Below are 18,775 nucleotides of genomic sequence, written 5' to 3' on the forward strand. Positions count from 1 at the left end.
CATGTCCGGTTCGATGAGAGGGATGTGGAAACGGAGTATGGTCAGGCTCCTCAGGCACCGCCAAACGAAAGAGGCGGCAACAGCTACGCCCGGCCTAACACCACCGCGCCACATCCCGACTCTACGAGAGCGCGCCGAATTGACGGGCGGGTCGCTAGTGACTTGATTGGATGGCGTCAGCCGTTCGCGAAAAAGAAAGGCCCGCGAAGGGGGAGCATCCTTCGCGGGCCTTGTCTTGCCGGTCGATCTGATCGCGATTACGCGACGATTTGAGCGGCTTGGTTGAGCGTGGCCATCGCCATCGGCGCGAACACGGCGCAAGCGGCGATCAAGGCGTAGAATTTGGTCATTGGACTGCTCTCGAATTTGGGGTTAGTCGGGGCCGATCAGGCGACGATCTGGGCGGCTTGGTTCAGCGTGGCGAAAGCCATCGGGGCGAACACAGCGCAGGCGGCGATCAGGGCGTAAAACTTGGTCATTGGCTTTGCTCCTCGGTTCGAAGCGTCATCGCTTCGATGAGCAAACCTACCCAGGAGCGGCGCTTATCGCCGTGACCGAGGGCACATCTCAAATTTTCTGACCAACGGTTGCCTTCGGCGATCTTGCGTATATACGCCATTGGCGTATATACGCGCACATGGACGAGCCGCTCCAAACTGTCGCCGAAACCGATGGCTTTATCGGCGATTGCGATGATGCGGGCGTCGATGGCCAGCAGCGCTTGGCGATCGTGAAGATGATTGCGCGCGATCCAGAGCAGGGCGATCTGGTCAAGAACTCAGGCGGCGTCCGTAAGGTGCGGGTCGCCGGGCGCGGAAAAGGCAAGAGCGGCGGTTACCGGGTGATGACCGCTTATTTGAGCGCAGATCGTCCCGTGTATCTGCTCGCGCTTTTGAGTAAGGGCGATGCGGACAACTTCGATGACGACGACATCGCGGAGATGAAAAAATTTATGACGGAGCTCAAAGCGGCGAAGCCGAAGCGAAAAGGCTGAGCTTGAATTTGGAGGTTGGCACATGAGCAAGGCAGGCAAGAAAGTCATCCGGGGTCTCAAAGAGGCTATCGCTCACGAAAGGGGCGCGAAGACCAAGGTGGTTGTGCATGTGCCCGATCGCGTTGATGTGAAGGCGATCCGCACACGCATGGGGCTAAGCCAAGCGGAGTTTGCACAGCGCTTTGGTTTCACGCTCGACAGCGTGCAGAACTGGGAGAGCGAACGGCGCGCACCGGCGGGCGCCGCTCGAGTGCTGCTGACAGTGATCGCCAAAGAGCCTGATGCGGTAGACCGCGCCCTTAGAGTGGCCTGACAACGGACCGCGAGAGACAGGGCGGACAGGGATGCTTCTGTGGTGCGGCGCCGGCGGGACTGGCTGTCTTCGGCGAAGTCGCGCCGCTTGCGCGGGTGGGGTTCTAGTGACTGGTATTGACTGACTGAGCCAGTGGAGCAGAATCAACGCGTGCCGCAGGGTTCATGCTAAGCCAACCGATAGTGAGGTAGCTCGATGTTCTCCGCCCGCGTCTTCGCCTCCGCAATTTTGCTTCTGTTAGCCCAGCCCACGTTGGCGCAAGTGCAGCGCGATGCGACGCGCCTCCCGAGCCAGGCACCTGTCGGCCAAGCCGTGGAATCGACAGTGCAGCCTTCGCCTAGCGTGTCCGGTCCATCGCAAGCGCAGCGCGACGCGGCGCGCCGTGAAGCGGACAGTGCACGGATCAACGAAGGCATGAACGAAGCGCGCGAGCAGGCGGATCAGCGAATGGACGCGGCAAACAGCGCGCTCGTGACAGGCGTAGCTTCTGGCACCAGCCAGATCAGCGCGGGCGTCGTTACGCAAAACCCCATCCAACAAGGCCAAGATATCGAAGCGCTGACACAGCAAACCTTGGGACAAACCGCGCAAGACGCGACCGCGGATCTACGCGACAGTATGTCGGCGGTGCAGCGCGATAATCAGCGCCGGCGGGCCTTGCGAGCACACGCCGCGTGCCTGCGCAACGCCGCGAACGCCGCCCAATGTCCCTGCCCGGGCGGAACGCAGCAGGTGAATGGGCAGTGCGTGGCCGCGGGGAATTAGCAAAAAGGGCCGCGCGTGGATCTTGGCGGACGTTACCAATTCCGCAGCGCGAAATGAATGGCAACTTTCGGCGATCGTGAGCCGAATTGACGGGCAGGGCGCGAGCGACGGGATTGGAGCGCGTCAGCCGCTCAGAAAAAATCGCGGACGGCGCACGACTGGCCCAGATCAGACGGTCGCGAAACAAGCCATTCGGCAATTCGGCAAACGTCGCCGAAAAAGCGCAAATGCAACTACTCAACGAATTCAGGTTTGGCGCGGGCACTCACACTCGCGCACTATTTGTTGGATCGACCACGACATTGGCGGAGTGCGTGTTGCATCCTAGAAGGAAAGTTCTCCTAGGCTTCGTTTGTGTCACGCTGGCGTGCGCCAGCATCGTCGCGCTTTGGGTGGCGCGAGACGCCGGCATGATGTTCGCCATGATTGGTGCCGCCTTCTTCTTCGGGGCCGGCGCTTATGCGGCATTCTTTCGCCCAGAGAACTGGACGGTGTTTGAAAGTTCTATGCTGCGGAATCAGCGGCCAGCTCAGCAATATTGGCGCGTTATTGCCGTAGTCGTGGCCATCGGCATCCTGATTGGTGTCCTTGCGCGTTGGTAAGCCATGATTCCTTCGGCGTTGTCGGCGATCGTGAGCCGAATTGACGGGCAGGGCGCGATCGGCTGGGTTTGAGCGTGCGAGACGCTCAGAAATAATCTCTAATGTCACGACGTGACCCGCAATGAATGGGGAGACGTTTTCCATTGGCTGCCCGTCGCACGTTTGTGCTTTAGGATGGTCGCCGACTTGTGGAGTGCTGCCGGTTTCACGGACGATGACGGAGGCCAGCAGCTTTGCTAGCCAAGTCTAGCGAAGCTCGGAGGGCGGCATGGCGGACATCTTCATTTCCTACAAGAGCGAACGGCGTCCTGCCGCGCGTCACTTGGCCAAGGTGCTCGACGCTTACGGGTACACCGTGTGGTACGATTACGGGCTCGTTCCGGGCGACGAGTTCGAGCCACGTCTCATGGGAGAGCTGAGGGCGGCAAAGATTGTCGTCGTGATTTGGTGCGCCATGGCTGTTCGCAGTGAGTGGGTGAACAGGGAGGCTATGGAGGCCAAGCGCCAGGGAAAATTTCTGCCGTGCCAAATTGAGAGCGTGGCTCTGCCGGCTGAGTTCGCGGGCGCTGACACGATTAATTTGACTGGGTGGGATGGCGCTCCGCGCAGCCATATGCTCGACCGCTTGCTTGGCGACATCGCGCGGCGGCTCGGGCGCGATCCGTCCGTCAATTTCAACCGTTTGCGCGAACTTGATGAGGACTGGCGGGGATACGGGGCGCCGACGTTGGCGCATTTCGCGCTAGGACCGGCTCTGACGCCCGATGCGCTGCGCTCCCAATCCGTGCGGCCCGCGCAAGAGGTTCTCGGTACTCCACCACAAGGCGTTTCGCCGAACATGGCGCAGCATTGGGAGAATGCCAAACGGGGAAGCGCCGCCGCGTTGCTTGAAGTCGGGTACGCTTATCATTTCGGCCGCGACGGATTGCCAAAGGATGAGAGCGAGGCCGTGCGCCTCTACCGGCTGGCTGCCGACCAGGGGTACGGCGGCGGGCAGGCCTATCTCGGCTTCATGTACAGTGAAGGCCACGGCGGACTGCCCAAGGACGAGCACGAGGCAGTGCGCTTCTACAAGCTCGCCGTCACTCAAGGACACGCCGTAGCGCAAGTCTATCTCGGCTTCATGTACGAGAAGGGGCTCGGTGGATTACTCAAGGACGAGCGCGAAGCCGTGCGCCTGTACAAGCTCTCCGCTGACCAAGGAGATGCCAACGGCCAAGCCTATCTCGGGAGCATGTACGAGAATGGCTCGGGCGGGCTGCCGCAGGATGAGCACGAAGCGGTGCGCCTCTACACGCTCGCCGCAGCGCAGGGCAACGCCTACGGGCAGCGCAGGCTTGGGGTCATGCACCAGAACGGACGAGGCGGGCTGCCGCAGAACGACCAAGAGGCCGTGCGCCTCTTCACACTCGCCTTGGCGAATGGAGACGTACCAGCGCAGGGCTATCTTGGTTTCATGTACGCCAACGGTCTCGGCGGTTTGCCCCGCGACGACCGCGAAGCCGTACGCCTCTGGATGCTTGCTGCGCAGCAAGGTAACGCTTTTGCGCAAGAGCAGCTCAAGGCGCTCGGTCAACACTGGTAGGCGCTAAGGCGAAACTACTCTTCCCTGGTGCTGGAAGAAGAGATGGAATCTGTCAGCTGATTGCCCATAACGGCACCGAGGGGAGCACGAGGCAAAACCTAGCTGGGGTATCAGAGCGTCCAATAGCGAATGACCGGAGTCGGCGATCTCGAGCCGAATTGGCGAGCAGGGCGCCAACGACAGGATTGCGGAGCGACGGACACCCGAGAAAAATTGCGAGGCTATCACCGTGCTGTGGACTCAAGGCTAAGCGCTCACATTGGCAATTACCTTCAGGGCAAACGCGTTCGCTTCCAATCTTTAGGTATGCCCCAACGCGGCTTCGCACCGTACGAGCCAGGACACGACCGCTGGATACTTATCCATCGGCGCATCCATCGAGGCGATCCACCCAACAATGCCGGCTACGTGAGTGTCGGCAAGAGAATAGCTCCCAATCAGATACTCTTGCTCCTCAAGCCTTTGGTTGAGTATGTCGAGCAAGAAAGCGAGATCGTCGAGAGCACGGACTCGATTGTCGCCTCGATCTTTAGTCATCGCCACAAAATCTACCGAGCCGCTCTGCACCGCGCCTGGGGAGTCAGGAGGCAGAGAAGACGCTAACCGGCCAGCGGCCTCGGCAAGCGTCGCGCTTCCCCAAATGATCCACTTCATCGCGTGCGCGCGCGCCATACCTGGACCTGGATAAAGACCGCGGGCTTGGCCGAATGTCTCGCCAAGGTGCATCACGATGGCCGCGGATTCCCATAAGACGGCGTCATCGTGCACCAACACAGGAACGCGCCCATTTGGATTCAATGCGCGGAAGCCGGGCTTGCGCGTGTCCCCGGCATCAATGTCGAGAACAATACGCTCATAATCGAGACTGAGTGCATTAAGGGCGGCTTCCGTCAAGGTCGCTGTAGAGTGTGGCGCGGTATAGAGAGTGAGGGGCATGATCTTCTAAAGACGTCCGATGTGGGTTGGCGGTTACGGCCGTTCAGCCTTGTGATGGTTACTCCGAGCGAGATCGCGGCGAAGAAACAGACGTGAAGCGAGCAGCGGGATAAAGTCGGCTGAGCCGACCCAAGCTTGAGTCCAAGGCGGGCCACTGCCCGATCGGACGATGATAGAGAAGGTTTGACAAACGCCGACTTGGTGTTTTGAACCCACAAGTGACGCCTCTCGGCGATCGTGAGCCGGATTCTAGGGTAGGGCGCCAACGGCAGGATTGGAGCTGGTAAGCCGCTCGTCAAAAGTGTCGGACGGCGCGCGGTTGGCCCATGCCCGCCATTCGCGTCGCTTCCATTGTTAAGGCGGGGCCGCCAACGCAAGTGTCTCCTCGGTAGAGCGGAAGCGCGTGAGCGGATCGGCATGGCGGTGCACAACTTTCCATTCGCCGCCTTCGCGACGATACACTTGCGTTGTCCGCAGGCTCCACGGATGGCGGACCTTGTTGGCAATGTCGGTGCGCTGCTCTTCCAAGGTGACGAGAACAAGAAGATCACCGGACTGGTATGATGCGAGGACGTGGAGCTTGGATGCGCCGTTGCTGAATTGCTTCACCGCTTGCGGGCCGCGCGCCGCCCACTCCTTGCCTCCGAGGGTCAACGGGCCTCCAAATGGCCCATAGATTGAAACGTCGTCGGCATGGGAAATAAAGCTGCCGTAACCGGCATCCCACTCGCCATCGACCCAAGCCTGATTGGCGCGTTCGGTTCGCACTACGATCTCCGCTAGCTCGTCATCCGTCATACAGGATACTCCCAGCCCTCGAACTGCAGGGAGCATTTGAAGCCAACGAAGCCAGATTGGAAGCGGCGGCAATTCGGCGAACTTGAGCCGCCGCACGGGGTGGGGTGCTAGCGGCAGCAGTTGATCGACTACGCCGGTCGCTGAAATCGTCGCTACGGCTTAGCTTCGCCCGATCCGGCCCTTCGCAATTCGAGTGGGCTTCTGTAGTCCTTACACCGTGTCTGCGAGTGGAGCTGCCGCTTATGACTAAATTTGACCCGACCGCCGCCGATCCGCGTATTGTCGGGGCGCTGGCTGCTCGAGAGCAATTGCTCGCGATGTTTGCCGTCCAGAACGCCGAGGGACTGGCGCCGCTCCTGGCGGACGACCTGCTAGTGAACGCCCCACACAACGCAGTTGCCGAACGCGCCGCCGTCTTAGGATTCTTCCGAAGCGGTCGCATGAATTACGAGGACGTGGTCACCGAACTCGATTTCGTTGGCGTCCGCGGAGAGAGTGTCGTGATGATGGGGCTTGAGGTCGTTCGGCCCCGTGAGGACGCGTCCAACGCTGGCAAAACAGTCCGGCGTCGCTTCACGGATGTTTGGAGCAGGGTTGGAGAGCAATGGCGCCTTTCGATCCGCCAGGCCACTATTATCGCCGTTGAGTAGAGCGTCACTTACTCTAACCATCCCTGCGCGATGGCTATCGGCCTTTCCTCTCAGACAGAACCTTCGCGACGGCCTGGGTTCGGGACGATACGCCAAGCTTCTCGAAAACGCGCGATAGTTGGTTGCGCACCGTTTTTTCCGATAAGCCTAAATCTTGCGCAATCGCGGCGTTTGTAGCGCCCTGGCAAAGACGATGGATCAATTCGCGTTCGCGTCGTGACAGCTCCTTCGGCGCGGCGCGCGGCCTTCTAGGCGCCGCGGCTGGAATGAAAGCGTCGAGAGCGTCAAACATGGCCCGCAAGGCTCCTTCGGACTCCCGGATCATATGACTCTGTCCGGGCAGTTCAACGAAGCGCGCACCCGGCACGCCGAGAGCGATCTCTGTACCAGCCGCCTTCGGGATCACCAGATCGCCACGAACGTGCATCACGAGCGTGCGCGCCGCAATCTGAGCGAGCCGGTTGCGCACATCGAAGGACCGCATAGCGGCAACAAGTGGGCCCAGACTCCCTGCGTCGATCGCGCGAACCAACGAGGCCTCCAGCCAATCCTGATCGCTTCGGCTGGCGTCCAGTGCAAAGCCGGCGTTCAACAGCATTCGAAACCCCGGGTTGGGGGCGGTAAGGCCGTTCGTCAGAAGGGCCAGGGGCGACTGAGCGATGGGGTTCTGGCTTTCTGAGCCGCCGCGCGCGTAGCCGCCGACAATTACAAGATGTGAAACTCGGGTTGGGCGCGTCGCTGCAAACTCGATGGCGCCGCCAGCGCCCTGCGACAGCGCGAACAACACGACGGGCTGTCTTGGAGAGGCGGCTTTGGCCACCGCATCAATGTCGTCCGCCCAGGCTGCGACGGATTGCACCAGATCGCCGCGGGTAGAGAGGCCGCATCCTCGCTGATCCATGCGAACGACGCGAAAGCGTTCAGTGAGACCTTTCAAGATCGGAGCACGGGCGAAATGCTCCCAGTCCTCGACGATATTGGTGAAGTGGTTAGGTGCGAATAAAAGGATAGGAGAAGAGCGCCCGCTCGCCGTCCAAGCAATGCGAACATCCCCGGACGAAGAAGCGTAACGGATTTCCTGATCCATAGCGTTGCTCCACGCGTGGTTTGGTCAACATACACGAAATCAGGCGCAAAGGGACGTTTGTCCCATTGCGCTCCCACCCAGTCTGCAGCGGAATGAAGGTTCAGCGCCACAGGGAGCGATCGATGACGGCCATCAATGCGGCGGACAGCGTGGGCGACAGGTCGCGGTGGTTTTATGCCTGGATGGCGATGGCGTGCCTCGCCATTGCAGTCGTCGGCTTTGTGCCGACCTATTTCGTGCCGTTGACGCGAGGCGCCGCTTTTAGTCCGCCGTTCCAGCACATTCACGGCTTGCTGTTCTTCGGATGGATGATCTTTTTTTGTACCCAGACTTGGCTGGTTGCGACGGGCCGCGCGCAGGCGCACCGAGACTGGGGCATGCTCGGCGTGGCGCTGGCCACCGCGATGGTGGCTTCGGTCTTCGTGATCGTTGGTATCCGCATCAACGCCTATGCCAATCCAGAGTTTGCCGCAGGCATGCGCGCCTTCTCGTGGGTGCAAGTGAGCGGGATGATCTTCTTTGGATCAGTCGTGGCGCTTGCCATCGCCAATGTGAAGAAGCCGGATATCCACAAGCGGCTGATGCTGCTGGCCACGATCGGGCTTCTTGATGCACCAATTGCGCGCTGGTTTCTGGTGGCGATGGGCGGGTTGCCGCCGGCGGTCAATGGAGAAATCCCGCCACCGCCTGTGTTCGTCGATCTGATCCCCGGCGCGCTGTCCGTGATGTTCCTGCTCGTGCCGATCATCTTTGACTGGCGCACGCGCGGTCGGCCACACCCGGTCTATATGATCGGCGCCGGAGTGCTCGTGGCGAAGTATGCGACGCTGGTCCAGGTCAGCCAGCTGGCGGCGTGGGATTCGGCCGCACGCTGGATAGCGGGGCTTGGAGGTTAGCTATGTGGCTCGAGTGTGCGGGGTTCGCTTCGGTATTGTCTGGCGGGAGACGAATGCGCACCAGCGGGGGTCCGCTGGCGCTAAACGCGCGATGACTCTCACGTCGTCGGGCAGTTGAAGAATCTCGTTCATCTGCAACGTCGTGTCTCGGCGACGGCTTGCCGGATTGACCGGTGGGGCACGATCGGCGGCTTTGGAGCGCACCAGCCATTCGGAAAAAATGTCGGATGGCGCGCGGCTGGCCCTTTGCAGCCGGTCACCATCGTGCACTCAATACAATTCTTTGCCGGAAGGGTTCTGTCATGCCGGTTGAGCGAAGCGCAAAGGACCAGCGTCCAAGCATATTCCGAACTTTGGTCAGCGTTGCTTTTGCTGCTTTGGCCTCTGGGATCGTGGGCAACGCTGCCGGCGTGGCGATAGCGCTCATCGTTTACGGCGAGGCTTATCCCGTTGACGCCCATTTGACAGGCATCGCGATTTCATTTGCCATTCTCTTCGCGGTTGGCGTGCTCATATTCCTCCCGATCCACTGGTTGCTGACGCGGTTTTCGCCTTCAGTCGTGAGCTACAGCCTAGTCGGAGTTGTGCTTGGTTGCGGGCTCTCGGTCGCTATTCTGCGGCCCTTCGTGCGCATGGAGTACATGCGCCAATCAGAAGGTGCCGGCTTCCTTCAATCTTGGCATGGGCTTATCGAGATTTCCGCGATTTGTATTCTGTCGATGATCGTATTCGCGCTTGTGTTTTGGTCCATTAGGCGGCCGGATCGGGATCTCTCCATTTCGTGAGGATGTGCGAGAGTAGTGCAACGCGAATGTCGGACTGGCCGCTTACGGCGATCATGCGCCGATTTGACGGATAGGGTGCGAGCGGCTGCATTGGAGCAGGGCCGCCATTCGGAAAAATCGTCGAATGGCGCACGACTGGCCCAAAGGCGACGTTGACACTTGGCCGTCGTCATCGTGATCTCACGCCATGACGTGGGAAGAGTTCTCGGCGATGCCGGACGGCGAACGCGGTCGCGCGTTCCAGCAACTCAATCCTTATGACGACCCGCCGATCTTCGAGGCCGTGCGTTTGGCCTTCATACAGGCCCATCCGCAATGCGGTCCGCCAAACGAAGTTATTGTTGGCGAAGCGGGAAAGCTCGGCCCAATAAATGGAATAGTCGTTCGAGTGCTGACGACTCCCACAATACGAGTACCTCGAGAGTTTATGGGATTGCTCGTCTTCAAGGTCGTCAGATCGAAGAATGGCGGATGGAAGGATGCTCGATGAACACTCGCCTGCGCATGTCCGCAATCGGCGAGAGCGCGCCGGATTGATAGATAGGGCGCGAAAGGCTCGATTGAATCGCGCACGCCATTCGAAAATTATTGCTCAGCGCGGGGGCGTGGCCCAGAGCAGACACTGCCGCCTCGTGTATGATGCCGTCCATGAGGACGATCCGAACGGTGGTTTTGGTTGTGTTGCTGGCGGTCGTCACGATCCCGGTGGTGACGTTCGCGGTCCTTTGGGCGCAGGCAGGTTCGGCCATTTCTTCGGCGGAACGCGCGGGCGTTCTACGCGGACCACCGCCTGACACGACGCTGACGGTTGCTGAGAGGGCGATTTCGATTGCGGAGTTCGGGGGCACATGGAACGCCCGAAATGCTCCCTGCCGACCTGTGGCTAGTCTTTGGAGAGCCGCAACACAGCCTGACGTTCGCGTATCTGGTTCGTCGGTCTCTACCGCGCTTTCAACGATGATCTTTATGGAGCTTGAGCCCGACCGCTCTCTGCGGCGACATTTCACGCGGGTCCTCGCGGCTTGTCAGCTTGAGCAGCGCTATAGCGATACGCAAATGCTCAGAGCTTGGTTGTCGAACGCATACTTTGGAGCGCGTCCGTTCGGCATCGAAAGTGCGGCGCAATCACTGTTCGGGAAAGGCGCTGCCGAACTTGATCCCTCCGAGAGCGCCCGACTTGCCGCTCTGCTTCGAGCGCCGCGTCTCCGTAATGATCCAGAACGATGGAATGAACGAGCACGGTTGATCGGCGAACGGGTCGCCGCTTCGCCACAACCCTGATGTCGCTTGCGGCGATCGTGCGCCGAATTGTTGGGCGGGGCAGCAACGGCTTGATTGGAGCGCGCCGGCCGCTCAAGAAGCGGGGTGATGACCCGCCATCCCAGAGAGATAGAGCGAGCTTTCAAGCAGGTGCGACGGCAGGACTTCCTGCTCGACCTGAAACGCTCTTGGTATGTGTGGGCGATCATCGGCGCGCTCTTCGTCGGCCTAGCGTACTACAACGCCACCCCGAGAACGGCCGGTGAGGTTGTTTATGGAACGGCGATCGGAGCCCATCAGCCCGCGTCGGAAGACAACAACAAGCCCATGATGATAGCCGTGCGTCTGGACTCCGGCCGCACGGTGACCGTGCCTCTTCCGCGCGGCGTTCTGTATTTGTCGGGCTCTCGGGTTGAGCTCGAAGTCACCCGCCGCGAATGGCCGCCCCACCTCGCCACCTATCGTTTCATGAGATACTCGGAATGACGCTTATCGGCGACGCCGTGCCGAATTGGCGGGCAGGGCACGAAACGCTGGATTCAGTCGAGCAGGCCATTCGGAAAAAATGTCGGACGGCGCACGAGTGGCGCAAAGCGGCGCTAGCGACTGGCCCAAACGTCTCGGCCCGGTCATACTGACACCTTCGGTTTGAAGCGAAGACAGGCGACTTGAAGAAGTTCTTGCACGACTGGATCGGCTTTGTAGCGGCAGCGATGGTGGCTGCGGCTTCGCTTTATTTTTTGTCGCCTTGGGCAGAGAGCATGCTTGGCGCTGAGCGCACTCGGGTACTGCAGTTCGTAATCTTCGGGCTCTTCACTGTATTCGGCCTACGCTACTTCTTCCGTTTTCTCGGCGTCCTTACGCGGCGCAGGGATTAACGGCAGCTTTCGGCGATAGATTGCCAATCGCCGATTTTTTCTGAATGTCCGGCATGGCGCACACTCGCGCCAGTCGATGATCGAGTTTCGCGCCGTCTCGGCGTTCAGATGCGCATTGCTTCCAGATCGCGGATCGTGGCCTGCAGGAGTTTAAAGGCGCTCGGAAACTCGTCCGGCTCCATGCCGCCTGCCACACATCTTAGCTTGCCGATGGCGCCTTCAAGGCTCGTCGCCCTCGTGTTTCGCATCCGGCGCATTTTGCGCGGTCGTTCCTTCCACAGGAAGTCGAGCCGATCCTTGATGTCTTGGAGTTTGCGCCCTTCGGGCAGAGCGCGGCGCTGAGCCTTAGATAGTTTGAACCAATCATGACGGTCGACGAGCCATTCCTCGACCGTGCCATAGCGCCGATGGAGCCTTTCGCTTTCGTGGTGGAGCGCCAAGCACTCTTGCGCCATCTCGACCACCGGATCGATCGCAGGCGCGGAGGCGGACAAAGGAGTGGTTCTGCTGAGCGGCTTGCCCGTAGAGACGCCGATCAACGGCGACATTGCCGCGCCGCCGATTAGGTGGCGACGCGAAAGCTTGGGTGGCGTGAGCTTCTTCATCGGGCCACCACCTCGCCAAATGTGTGCGCCCAAAGCCAAGCCAAGGCGCGGGCGACAAACGCGCGGATCATTGTTGCCGCGAGAATGGCAAGGGCGATCCCGAGGAGGGCGTTGTCGGTCCAAATGGCGACGTACCAACCCACCACGAGCGCGCCGGCTGCGGATGGCGCCCAGATCAACACCGCGAGCACTAGGTACCAAGCTAGATGCAAGAGCGCGCCTGCGAGCGCCAATAGGGCGATGAAGCCGAGAACTGACGCCATCACGCGATCGCTGTGGGCCTGGATTTGAAATCGCGGAGTATCGACGCAATGAGGTGATGGGCCTCGGCGTTCTCTTCTGGGCAAACCTCGATCGCGGCGACGGCAAGCTTTCCGGCGAGACCGAGGTCGCTGGTGGCGACCATGGTCGGCAGCAGTGCTAGGAGGGTTTGCATCTCCTCGTGCAATTCGTCCAAGCGGTCGTCGATGTCCTCCAACTCATGCGCTTGCGGCAGGCGACGCTGTTTGCGGCGCGGCAGGCTCAGATAATTGTGCGTGCGTTCAAGCTCCGCCTCCAAATCGCACCATCGATGGGCAAGGCGCTTGTGCTCTGCGTGGAGCGCTAGCCAGTGCTCGCACGCATTGATGCAAGGATCGATGTCGTTGGCGCTCGCGGGGACGGCGGCAATCCACGGCGCGACGGTCGCGCCGCCGATGACGGAGCGGCGTGAGAGATCGTTCAGGCAGCCGCCGGCAGGCGCCGCCCCTTGTGGGCGTCGGGACATTTGTAACGCTTTCGGTCTACAATGATCCCAAGGGTATCAAATCACCCGAGAGAGTCAACCCAAAGGGATCAAATAATCCCAAAGGCACATCCGATGCTCACCGCCTCGCAAATCCGGGCTGCTCGTGCCCTTCTCGATTGGAGTCAACGAGAGCTGTCGGAGAAGTCGAAGCTTTCGGTGCCGACGATCAAGCGTATGGAAGGGGCAATGGGGCCGGAAAGAAGCACCGAGGCCAACGTCGAGGCCGTGCGCCGCGCGCTTGAGATTGCGGGTGTGATTTTCTTGGACGCCAAAGTTAGCAAAGACGGCGGCCCAGGCGTGCGCCTGAAGAAGTAAGCGCGTCTCATCGAAACGACCACACGAAACGCATCGCCACCTGCGATTATCGTTTCCCGTTGTCGCCCATACGTTGCCCGTTGTTTCCCGCGCCCTTCATCGTCTTGACCGAAACGATCGCGCCGTGCGGCTCTTGTGCGTCACCCCATCCACAGGAGCAGAACGCCATGCTTGAGATTATCGAGGAACCACACGAGGACCCGCGTAAGGACCCGCTCTATTCGCGCAAGGAAGCCGCGCGCTATCTAACGCAATTGGGCTTGGAGACCGCGCCGCAAACCTTGGCGCGCAAATTCCACGAGGGGACTGGTCCGCTCTGCACGCACGTCGCAGATCGCGCCATGTATCGCCGCTCCCATCTTCTAGAATATTTCAAAAGCCAGATCTCGGCTCCGCGCCGTTCGTCCAGTGAGCCGCGCAAACCGCGTGATGGCCAAAGCCGATGATACCTCTTCGAGCGCGTGGCGCGAACGGCTCGCGCAATACTAGAACGCCATTGGCGTTCGCGCCCGCGCATGTTTTCATCATGGTGCGATGATCAAGCGTGATGCACCCGCTTTTATTCGATCGCGCCGCGTTCGCGCGTGTTTCCCGCCGCCGCGTCTAACCCTGCATCACCTCATGGTAGGGTGGAAGTAGGGTGCGGATACTAAAAGACCTCATCCCACAAAAGCGTGTCCTGGCTGAACTCGACATCAGCCGCTCCAGTCTATGGCGCGCCATGCACAGCAACATCGAGGACTTTCCCGCACCGACGATCTTTCGCAGACGGCTTTATTGGCGACCATCTGAGCTCCCCGCACTTCGCGCCGCACTCGATCAATTCCGTGGACGCAAAGCCTTCGAACAAAATCGCCGTCATGCACGGGCCGTGGCGGCCCGTGCGGAATCCACCGGGCTGCGCGGCAAGGTGCGCAAAGCAAAGCCCGCTGCGGCTCAGCCCGATCTGTTTGGCGAAGCCGACAAGCCCGCGCCCCAAGGCGCCGAGCCAATCAAAAGCCGATATCGAGGCCGAAGCCCTTCCCGCGATTGAGGTTCTTCTCAGTGCCGCGTCCATATTTGAAGTCGAAGGTTCGATCGTTGACCCGACCTGAGACGAGTTGATTGAAGGCGCGATCCATTTCCTTGCGCCAGGGCACAAGCGTGGCCGTGCGATCGTGCGCGATCAACGCCCAGCTCTGTTGGGCGCCATGAATGCGGCAGGTGAAGACGCCCTGCACATGCTCGCCGTCGCGCGCCAGATGCGCCACAAGGCCGGTGTCGCGTTCGATGCGGTCGCGGATGGATTTGAGTTCCAGCTGCGCCAGGCGTTCGTGCCAGCCTTCCGTGAGATAGAAGCCATCGTGCTGGCGCTCGCCAAGCCCCATCCGCTCCAGAAGTGTTTCCCGTTGTTTCCAGGAATCGCGCACCTCGGCGCCGAAGCCCTCGTAGCGAAGCTGGCTCTTGTCTTCCAAACCATCCGCCATGCGGTCGAGCCAGGTCGGTCCGCGATATCTGGCTTGGTGCTCAATGGAGTGTGGATCGATCAGCTGGACCTCCGCACTCTCGCGCCCGCCCATAGTCTCACGCGCCATAACGCGATCGAGATAATTCTCCGGCAGCCGGAATGTGCCGTCGCTCTCCCGCGCGACAATGCCTTCGCGCCTCAACGCCTCAAGCCGGCGCTCGTGCATCTCGATGTAAGAAGCTCTGTCCGTGGGGCGGGCTTCGCGATGCAGCTCGGCCGAATAGGTGAGACCATTCTCTTCGGCGATCTCCCAGATGGTGCGGTCCGACGGCTTGATGTCCGCCGTTCCCCGCGACAGCTCAACGATCGCGCCATGCTCGACGCCGGAAAGCGCACGCAAATCTTCCACCCGCGAAACCCGCGCCGTCCAGAATTTGCCGTCGATGCCCTCAACACCAATGAGGCAGGGGCCTTTTTCGTCGCTTCCAAGGCTTTCCCAGCCGACCAAGCGTCCCCTGACGCGCTGGCTTGAATGCGCCGCTTCCAGCTCGCGCGTTCGTTCGGGCTCGAGACCTCGGTTCTCCTGCGCCAAGAGCCGCGCCGTCGCGCGCTCGCGGTCGCGGGAATCGCCCAAGCGGATGAGCTTCTCTTGCAGCTCCTTGTCCAGCCGCCAAACGCCTGGTCTGGATTGGTCGGCAAGCTCCCAAGCCTCCAGCTGATTGAGCCTCTGCACCAGGCGGCTTGCTTGCATGCGGTCGTCGCCAAGCATGCTCATCGCAATCTCGCCGCCGCGCGCACGATGCAGCAGCTCGCGATCAAGATCAGTGAAGCGCTCGAGTTTCACCGCCTGGCTCAACCGGTCTTGCTCAAGCCGAGGCCCCAAGATCTCCGTCGCCAGCTCTTCGGCGCGGGCCCGAAAACCATGGGAAACATACTCACGCGACATGACGAGGTCGCGGCCATGATCATCCACCCCGCGCGCCAGCAGGTGAATGTGCGGATGGCCCGTGTCGTGGTGCTCCGCCGCAATCCAATCGATGCGAGTTCCCAAGTCCAACTCGACCCGGCGCATCAGCTCGCGGGTGTATTCCTTCAGATCCTCGATGGCGCCGCCATATTCCGGGGAGACGATCACCCGGAAATGGTGATGGTCTTTCTCGCAGCGCTCCACGAAGGCCGCGCCGTTGGCTTCATCGAGGTCCCGATCAAATACCTGGACCTTTTCGCCGTCTCGACCAGCCCCGTCGCGCTCGACATAGAGCGTGTGGCGCATCATCGAGGCTGCACTGCGCCCTCCGCCGCCATGCGTCACGGGCTTGATCTTGACCATGACCTTCTGGCTGCGCGACGGGCGCTGCGGTGAGGGCGGTTTGACGTTCGGGGCGCCGCGTTTGCGATTGAACCAGGCCGCGCGCGTGCGTTGGGAAACACGTTTCGAGTTCGCCGCCGATGGCGTGGGAAACATTCTGTTCGGGCCATGACGGATCTGGCGCGCGTGGCCGAGCTTGCCTTCGAACTCGTCGTCGCCATGGTTCGACGCCATCGCCAACGCTCCGATCTCTCGCGTTAGCGGCTCATTTCGTCACGCGGCCCGCCTGCGGCCTGCAGGGTGCGTTCGCGGGTCGCGCGCGGCCTGCAAAAATAGATGTGCAGACAAGCCGCTAGTACGTTCAGTACTGCGGCGCATTCTATCTTGCCCTCAATCCTTCGTCTCATTCCCCCTTATGTATGAACATGCCGCGTAATCCACGACGGCTGAGTCGAGGGCGTTTAGCGCTACGATCGTGTATAAGCCAACATTGAGGGACAGGTGCGTGAAGCCAGAAATTGGCGGAATAAGGATCGCAGGCGTCTCCACCCATCTCAATGCGAGGGGCGGCGCTGCCTCACGGGGCGCAATTCGAGCGCGACACCTTCGATGTCTTGAAGGCGCTTCACCACGGCAAAGAGATTGGCCGCCTGAGGGTTGCCCTCAGGACCAAGCATGCGCATCAGGCTCTTTGCGTTGATGTCGACGGCTTCCGCGAGCGCTTCAAAACCGATCGTGGCGTTGATGTAGTCGCGAAGGATCGCTTTTCCCACTTGAAGCTCGCCCGCCAGCAGCGCCTCGATCGCTTCGATCAAAAGCGCGCGGCGGAACTTTGCGTCTCGTTGCGCGCGTGCTTGGACCGTTTCCTTGAAGGCGCGTGTGAGCGACATTGTGGCTATCTCTCTTCCCTTTTCCGCCGCCGGTGCTCGACCCAGCGCGCCTGCGCCGCTTGGATATCCTGCTGCTGCCGCTTCTTCGTGCCGCCCGCGAGTAAAATGACGAGCGTGGCGCCGTCCCGTCCAAAATAGACCCGATAGCCCGGACCGAAATCGATCCGATATTCCAGAACGCCCGCGCCGACGGATTTCACATTGGAGAGATTTCCCTGCGCCATCCGCACCAACGCCACTGTTACGCGCGCGGCTGCACTGGCGTCCAATGCGTCAAACCAAGCCCCAAATGGACTGCGGCCATCGACGTCGAGATATTCCTCGATGTTCATAATGGTACCATAAGTGCAACCAATGGAGCAAGCGTCAGGCGCGCGCCGGCCGGCGCCCGTCGGGCCTGGCGGGCGCGCGCCGGGCGCCGGGCGCGGGGCCAAACCTCATTCCTCTGGGCTCGGTCGCGTGGGGCGTTGAGGGAGATGGCGGGACAGGGACGGGCGGTTCGGAGGCACGGGCTGCCATCAGATCAGCGATCTGGTCCGCAGTGTGTTCCGCGGCTGCGCGCACTACAACGTCGGCGAGGTGGGCATAGCGCCGTGTCGTCTTCAGGTCCGAATGCCCCAAAAGCTTACCGATAACCTCAAGTCCAACGCCGCTCATCAGTGCAAAAGACGCCGCCGAGTGGCGAAGATCATGCAGGCGCACATCGTGCAGGCCCGCAGCTTCGCGGATGCCGACCCACATTTTCGGCACGCCATTGAAAGGCGCGGTCTTGTCGGCATTGGGAAATACAAAATCAGTTCCGTCCACGCGTTTGATCTTCTCAAGGATGGCCCGCATGGCTGAGGTGATGAGGATGATGCGGGGCCCCGTCTTCGAGCGCGGCAGACGCAGGAAGCCCGTGTTCAGATCGACCGAGGACCAGGTAAGGTTCTGAATTTCGCTTTTGCGCGCGCCCGAGAGCGCCAGAAGGCGAATGATCGCCAACCCGAATGGATGGGCGCCTTCTTTCTCTGCGCGGGCGATCACCTCGCCCAGGCGTGCGAATTCCTCCTGGCTCAGGAAGCGCTCGCGCATGTTTCCAGGCGATCGCTCGATTCCGAACACCGGGTTGCGATCGATGATCTCTTCACGCACGGCAAACGACATGATGGTCGAAAGCAGCGCAAGTGAACGATTGGCGGTGCCTTCGCCGCCGCGAATGATGTGCTTGGCCCGCTTGCGCTGACCCTTCTTGGTCAGCCGTGTGTCGCCGCGTGAAACTGCGTCGCGGTAGGATTCGATCATAGAGCGGTTGAGCTCGCGCACGCGCGCTTTGCCAAGAAGCGGCTTGATGTGGGCCTCGATTCGGCCCTTGTCGTTACGCACATGCGCCTCTTTGCGCAGCGAGCCGGCGAGGGGGCCGCGTCCTCGTCTGCGGTGGGCGGCCTTCTCAAGCCACATGTCGCAGAGCTTGGCGATCGTCAGCGCGTCATTGAACTCGACAATTGGGCGTGGCTCGGGTTGCGACTTGGTCAGCGCGCGGGCGAGTACTGCCTGCGCTTCGGCGCGCACGTTCTTGATGGTGAGTTGGCCAAGTGGTCCGAGGCTTACGAAACGCTGTGCGGCAAAGCGGCCGCGCCCCAAGCGCACTTTGACGATATAGGTCATCGCGCGTTTGGGCGAGATGCGAAGACCCAAGCCCTTCTGTGCACTGTCCCAAACGATAATGCGCTTTGCCGGCGTTGCGATCGTATCGAAATCGGCGCGCGCAAAATCAATAAATGTCGGCGACATTGTCTTTGCTCGGACCGGTCGCGTGTTGAAGGCGATGTCATGGCTACCACGGGGCAACCACCAAGCTGCGAAAACGCGCGGAAACGCGCAGCAACTCGAA

Annotated in this window: 24 protein-coding genes and 1 pseudogene; 14 read left to right on the forward strand and 11 right to left on the reverse strand. The window is 60.9% G+C overall.

Annotated features, from left to right (window positions below):
* Positions 1-637 precede the first annotated feature (637 nt).
* The 5 genes from EPJ54_RS15750 (at position 638) to EPJ54_RS15770 (ending at position 4,259) form a co-directional block, all read left to right on the forward strand.
* Positions 638-994 (forward strand): type II toxin-antitoxin system RelE/ParE family toxin, encoded by a 357-nt coding sequence (locus EPJ54_RS15750; protein WP_135212719.1) that lies wholly within the window; start codon positions 638-640, stop codon positions 992-994.
* A gap of 22 nt (positions 995-1,016) precedes the next feature.
* Positions 1,017-1,307: a helix-turn-helix domain-containing protein gene (locus EPJ54_RS15755; protein WP_135212720.1), complete on the forward strand. Its 291-nt coding sequence runs from the start codon at positions 1,017-1,019 to the stop codon at positions 1,305-1,307.
* 195 nt (positions 1,308-1,502) lie between these two features.
* Positions 1,503-2,072, forward strand: a complete 570-nt coding sequence (locus EPJ54_RS15760) for a hypothetical protein (RefSeq protein WP_135212721.1) — start codon at positions 1,503-1,505, stop codon at positions 2,070-2,072.
* Positions 2,073-2,185: 113 nt separating this feature from the next.
* Entirely contained in the window at positions 2,186-2,674 is a 489-nt protein-coding gene (locus tag EPJ54_RS15765; protein WP_135212722.1) for a hypothetical protein, read from the forward strand.
* Between the two features lie 268 nt (positions 2,675-2,942).
* Positions 2,943-4,259 carry a toll/interleukin-1 receptor domain-containing protein gene (locus EPJ54_RS15770; RefSeq protein WP_135212723.1) on the forward strand — a complete coding sequence of 439 codons (1,317 nt, stop codon included), beginning with the start codon at positions 2,943-2,945 and terminating at the stop codon, positions 4,257-4,259.
* A 300-nt stretch (positions 4,260-4,559) separates the two neighbouring features.
* On the opposite strand, the gene EPJ54_RS15775 is transcribed toward EPJ54_RS15770, so the two are convergent.
* Together EPJ54_RS15775 and EPJ54_RS15780 are read right to left on the reverse strand one after the other, a co-directional pair.
* Positions 4,560-5,195 (reverse strand): glutathione S-transferase family protein, encoded by a 636-nt coding sequence (locus EPJ54_RS15775; protein ID WP_135212724.1) that lies wholly within the window; start codon positions 5,193-5,195, stop codon positions 4,560-4,562.
* A gap of 354 nt (positions 5,196-5,549) precedes the next feature.
* Positions 5,550-5,993, reverse strand: coding sequence for a YybH family protein (locus EPJ54_RS15780; RefSeq protein WP_167755779.1), 444 nt, complete (start codon positions 5,991-5,993; stop codon positions 5,550-5,552).
* 242 nt (positions 5,994-6,235) lie between these two features.
* Between EPJ54_RS15780 and EPJ54_RS15785 the strand changes: the two genes are divergently transcribed.
* A complete protein-coding gene (locus EPJ54_RS15785; protein WP_135212726.1) occupies positions 6,236-6,643 on the forward strand; it encodes a nuclear transport factor 2 family protein in 408 nt (135 codons plus the stop codon).
* A 34-nt stretch (positions 6,644-6,677) separates the two neighbouring features.
* On the opposite strand, the gene EPJ54_RS15790 is transcribed toward EPJ54_RS15785, so the two are convergent.
* Entirely contained in the window at positions 6,678-7,730 is a 1,053-nt protein-coding gene (locus tag EPJ54_RS15790; RefSeq protein WP_135212727.1) for an alpha/beta fold hydrolase, read from the reverse strand.
* Positions 7,731-7,852: 122 nt separating this feature from the next.
* Here EPJ54_RS15790 and EPJ54_RS15795 point away from each other — a divergent pair, with 122 nt between their 5' ends.
* The 3 genes from EPJ54_RS15795 to EPJ54_RS20465 all read left to right on the forward strand — a co-directional run bounded on the left by EPJ54_RS15795 (position 7,853) and on the right by EPJ54_RS20465 (position 9,901).
* Positions 7,853-8,626: a hypothetical protein gene (locus tag EPJ54_RS15795; RefSeq protein WP_135212728.1), complete on the forward strand. Its 774-nt coding sequence runs from the start codon at positions 7,853-7,855 to the stop codon at positions 8,624-8,626.
* A 302-nt stretch (positions 8,627-8,928) separates the two neighbouring features.
* A complete protein-coding gene (locus EPJ54_RS15800; protein WP_135212729.1) occupies positions 8,929-9,411 on the forward strand; it encodes a hypothetical protein in 483 nt (160 codons plus the stop codon).
* 187 nt (positions 9,412-9,598) lie between these two features.
* On the forward strand, positions 9,599-9,901 hold the full coding sequence (locus EPJ54_RS20465) for a hypothetical protein (RefSeq protein WP_135212730.1): 303 nt from the start codon (positions 9,599-9,601) through the stop codon (positions 9,899-9,901).
* Here EPJ54_RS20465 and EPJ54_RS19915 read toward each other — a convergent pair.
* On the reverse strand, positions 9,864-10,160 hold the full coding sequence (locus EPJ54_RS19915; protein ID WP_167755778.1) for a hypothetical protein: 297 nt from the start codon (positions 10,158-10,160) through the stop codon (positions 9,864-9,866). The two genes, EPJ54_RS20465 and EPJ54_RS19915, sit on opposite strands and share 38 nt — an antisense overlap.
* Between EPJ54_RS19915 and EPJ54_RS20470 the strand changes: the two genes are divergently transcribed.
* Both EPJ54_RS20470 and EPJ54_RS15815 read left to right on the forward strand, forming a co-directional pair.
* The gene (locus tag EPJ54_RS20470; RefSeq protein WP_420823047.1) at positions 10,060-10,692 is read left to right on the forward strand and encodes a transglycosylase domain-containing protein; all 633 of its coding nucleotides are present in this window, start codon (positions 10,060-10,062) and stop codon (positions 10,690-10,692) included. The genes EPJ54_RS19915 and EPJ54_RS20470 overlap by 101 nt on opposite strands.
* 87 nt (positions 10,693-10,779) lie before the next feature.
* Complete coding sequence (locus EPJ54_RS15815) at positions 10,780-11,157, forward strand: hypothetical protein (RefSeq protein ID WP_135212732.1); 378 nt, start codon at positions 10,780-10,782, stop codon at positions 11,155-11,157.
* A 496-nt stretch (positions 11,158-11,653) separates the two neighbouring features.
* Here EPJ54_RS15815 and EPJ54_RS15820 read toward each other — a convergent pair whose 3' ends face one another.
* From EPJ54_RS15820 to EPJ54_RS15830, 3 genes are read right to left on the reverse strand one after another with little or no spacing between them, the layout of a single operon-like run.
* Positions 11,654-12,154: a hypothetical protein gene (locus tag EPJ54_RS15820; protein ID WP_135212733.1), complete on the reverse strand. Its 501-nt coding sequence runs from the start codon at positions 12,152-12,154 to the stop codon at positions 11,654-11,656.
* Entirely contained in the window at positions 12,151-12,417 is a 267-nt protein-coding gene (locus EPJ54_RS15825) for a hypothetical protein (protein WP_135212734.1), read from the reverse strand. The genes EPJ54_RS15820 and EPJ54_RS15825 overlap by 4 nt, the downstream gene beginning before the upstream one ends.
* On the reverse strand, positions 12,417-12,920 hold the full coding sequence (locus tag EPJ54_RS15830) for a hypothetical protein (protein ID WP_135212735.1): 504 nt from the start codon (positions 12,918-12,920) through the stop codon (positions 12,417-12,419). The genes EPJ54_RS15825 and EPJ54_RS15830 overlap by 1 nt, the downstream gene beginning before the upstream one ends.
* A gap of 93 nt (positions 12,921-13,013) precedes the next feature.
* On the opposite strand from EPJ54_RS15830, the pseudogene EPJ54_RS20475 reads away from it, so the two are divergent.
* From EPJ54_RS20475 to EPJ54_RS15840, 3 genes and pseudogenes are all read left to right on the forward strand, one after another.
* Positions 13,014-13,109, forward strand: a pseudogene (locus EPJ54_RS20475) (helix-turn-helix domain-containing protein); the annotation flags it as partial.
* Positions 13,110-13,127: 18 nt separating this feature from the next.
* Positions 13,128-13,256: a hypothetical protein gene (locus EPJ54_RS20270; RefSeq protein ID WP_275574761.1), complete on the forward strand. Its 129-nt coding sequence runs from the start codon at positions 13,128-13,130 to the stop codon at positions 13,254-13,256.
* Positions 13,257-13,423: 167 nt separating this feature from the next.
* Positions 13,424-13,702, forward strand: coding sequence for a hypothetical protein (locus EPJ54_RS15840; protein ID WP_135212737.1), 279 nt, complete (start codon positions 13,424-13,426; stop codon positions 13,700-13,702).
* A 546-nt stretch (positions 13,703-14,248) separates the two neighbouring features.
* Here the strand turns inward: EPJ54_RS15840 and EPJ54_RS15845 are convergent.
* The 4 genes from EPJ54_RS15845 to EPJ54_RS15860 form a co-directional block, all read right to left on the reverse strand.
* Entirely contained in the window at positions 14,249-16,246 is a 1,998-nt protein-coding gene (locus tag EPJ54_RS15845; RefSeq protein WP_135212738.1) for a DUF3363 domain-containing protein, read from the reverse strand.
* A 320-nt stretch (positions 16,247-16,566) separates the two neighbouring features.
* On the reverse strand, positions 16,567-16,902 hold the full coding sequence (locus EPJ54_RS15850) for a helix-turn-helix domain-containing transcriptional regulator (RefSeq protein WP_135212739.1): 336 nt from the start codon (positions 16,900-16,902) through the stop codon (positions 16,567-16,569).
* A gap of 5 nt (positions 16,903-16,907) precedes the next feature.
* Positions 16,908-17,234 (reverse strand): type II toxin-antitoxin system RelE/ParE family toxin, encoded by a 327-nt coding sequence (locus tag EPJ54_RS15855; protein WP_135212740.1) that lies wholly within the window; start codon positions 17,232-17,234, stop codon positions 16,908-16,910.
* Positions 17,235-17,268: 34 nt separating this feature from the next.
* On the reverse strand, positions 17,269-18,675 hold the full coding sequence (locus EPJ54_RS15860; protein WP_135212741.1) for a tyrosine-type recombinase/integrase: 1,407 nt from the start codon (positions 18,673-18,675) through the stop codon (positions 17,269-17,271).
* Positions 18,676-18,775 lie beyond the last annotated feature (100 nt).

The sequence above is a fragment of the Vitreimonas flagellata genome (assembly GCF_004634425.1).
In the GTDB taxonomy this organism is placed as follows: Bacteria; Pseudomonadota; Alphaproteobacteria; order Caulobacterales; family Aquidulcibacteraceae; genus Vitreimonas; species Vitreimonas flagellata.

Bases quoted from the DNA above. Each gene is read 5' to 3' on its own strand.
- EPJ54_RS15750 (WP_135212719.1), top strand. From the start codon at position 638: ATGGACGAGCCGCTCCAAACTGTCGCCGAAACCGATGGCTTTATCGGC.
- EPJ54_RS15755 (WP_135212720.1), top strand. From the start codon at position 1,017: ATGAGCAAGGCAGGCAAGAAAGTCATCCGGGGTCTCAAAGAGGCTATC.
- EPJ54_RS15760 (WP_135212721.1), top strand. From the start codon at position 1,503: ATGTTCTCCGCCCGCGTCTTCGCCTCCGCAATTTTGCTTCTGTTAGCC.
- EPJ54_RS15770 (WP_135212723.1), top strand. From the start codon at position 2,943: ATGGCGGACATCTTCATTTCCTACAAGAGCGAACGGCGTCCTGCCGCG.
- EPJ54_RS15775 (WP_135212724.1), bottom strand. From the start codon at position 5,195: ATGCCCCTCACTCTCTATACCGCGCCACACTCTACAGCGACCTTGACG.
- EPJ54_RS15780 (WP_167755779.1), bottom strand. From the start codon at position 5,993: ATGACGGATGACGAGCTAGCGGAGATCGTAGTGCGAACCGAACGCGCC.
- EPJ54_RS15785 (WP_135212726.1), top strand. From the start codon at position 6,236: ATGACTAAATTTGACCCGACCGCCGCCGATCCGCGTATTGTCGGGGCG.
- EPJ54_RS15790 (WP_135212727.1), bottom strand. From the start codon at position 7,730: ATGGATCAGGAAATCCGTTACGCTTCTTCGTCCGGGGATGTTCGCATT.
- EPJ54_RS15795 (WP_135212728.1), top strand. From the start codon at position 7,853: ATGACGGCCATCAATGCGGCGGACAGCGTGGGCGACAGGTCGCGGTGG.
- EPJ54_RS15800 (WP_135212729.1), top strand. From the start codon at position 8,929: ATGCCGGTTGAGCGAAGCGCAAAGGACCAGCGTCCAAGCATATTCCGA.
- EPJ54_RS20465 (WP_135212730.1), top strand. From the start codon at position 9,599: ATGACGTGGGAAGAGTTCTCGGCGATGCCGGACGGCGAACGCGGTCGC.
- EPJ54_RS20470 (WP_420823047.1), top strand. From the start codon at position 10,060: ATGAGGACGATCCGAACGGTGGTTTTGGTTGTGTTGCTGGCGGTCGTC.
- EPJ54_RS19915 (WP_167755778.1), bottom strand. From the start codon at position 10,160: ATGGCCGAACCTGCCTGCGCCCAAAGGACCGCGAACGTCACCACCGGG.
- EPJ54_RS15815 (WP_135212732.1), top strand. From the start codon at position 10,780: ATGACCCGCCATCCCAGAGAGATAGAGCGAGCTTTCAAGCAGGTGCGA.
- EPJ54_RS15820 (WP_135212733.1), bottom strand. From the start codon at position 12,154: ATGAAGAAGCTCACGCCACCCAAGCTTTCGCGTCGCCACCTAATCGGC.
- EPJ54_RS15825 (WP_135212734.1), bottom strand. From the start codon at position 12,417: ATGGCGTCAGTTCTCGGCTTCATCGCCCTATTGGCGCTCGCAGGCGCG.
- EPJ54_RS15830 (WP_135212735.1), bottom strand. From the start codon at position 12,920: ATGTCCCGACGCCCACAAGGGGCGGCGCCTGCCGGCGGCTGCCTGAAC.
- EPJ54_RS20270 (WP_275574761.1), top strand. From the start codon at position 13,128: ATGGGGCCGGAAAGAAGCACCGAGGCCAACGTCGAGGCCGTGCGCCGC.
- EPJ54_RS15840 (WP_135212737.1), top strand. From the start codon at position 13,424: ATGCTTGAGATTATCGAGGAACCACACGAGGACCCGCGTAAGGACCCG.
- EPJ54_RS15845 (WP_135212738.1), bottom strand. From the start codon at position 16,246: ATGGCGTCGAACCATGGCGACGACGAGTTCGAAGGCAAGCTCGGCCAC.
- EPJ54_RS15850 (WP_135212739.1), bottom strand. From the start codon at position 16,902: ATGTCGCTCACACGCGCCTTCAAGGAAACGGTCCAAGCACGCGCGCAA.
- EPJ54_RS15855 (WP_135212740.1), bottom strand. From the start codon at position 17,234: ATGAACATCGAGGAATATCTCGACGTCGATGGCCGCAGTCCATTTGGG.
- EPJ54_RS15860 (WP_135212741.1), bottom strand. From the start codon at position 18,675: ATGTCGCCGACATTTATTGATTTTGCGCGCGCCGATTTCGATACGATC.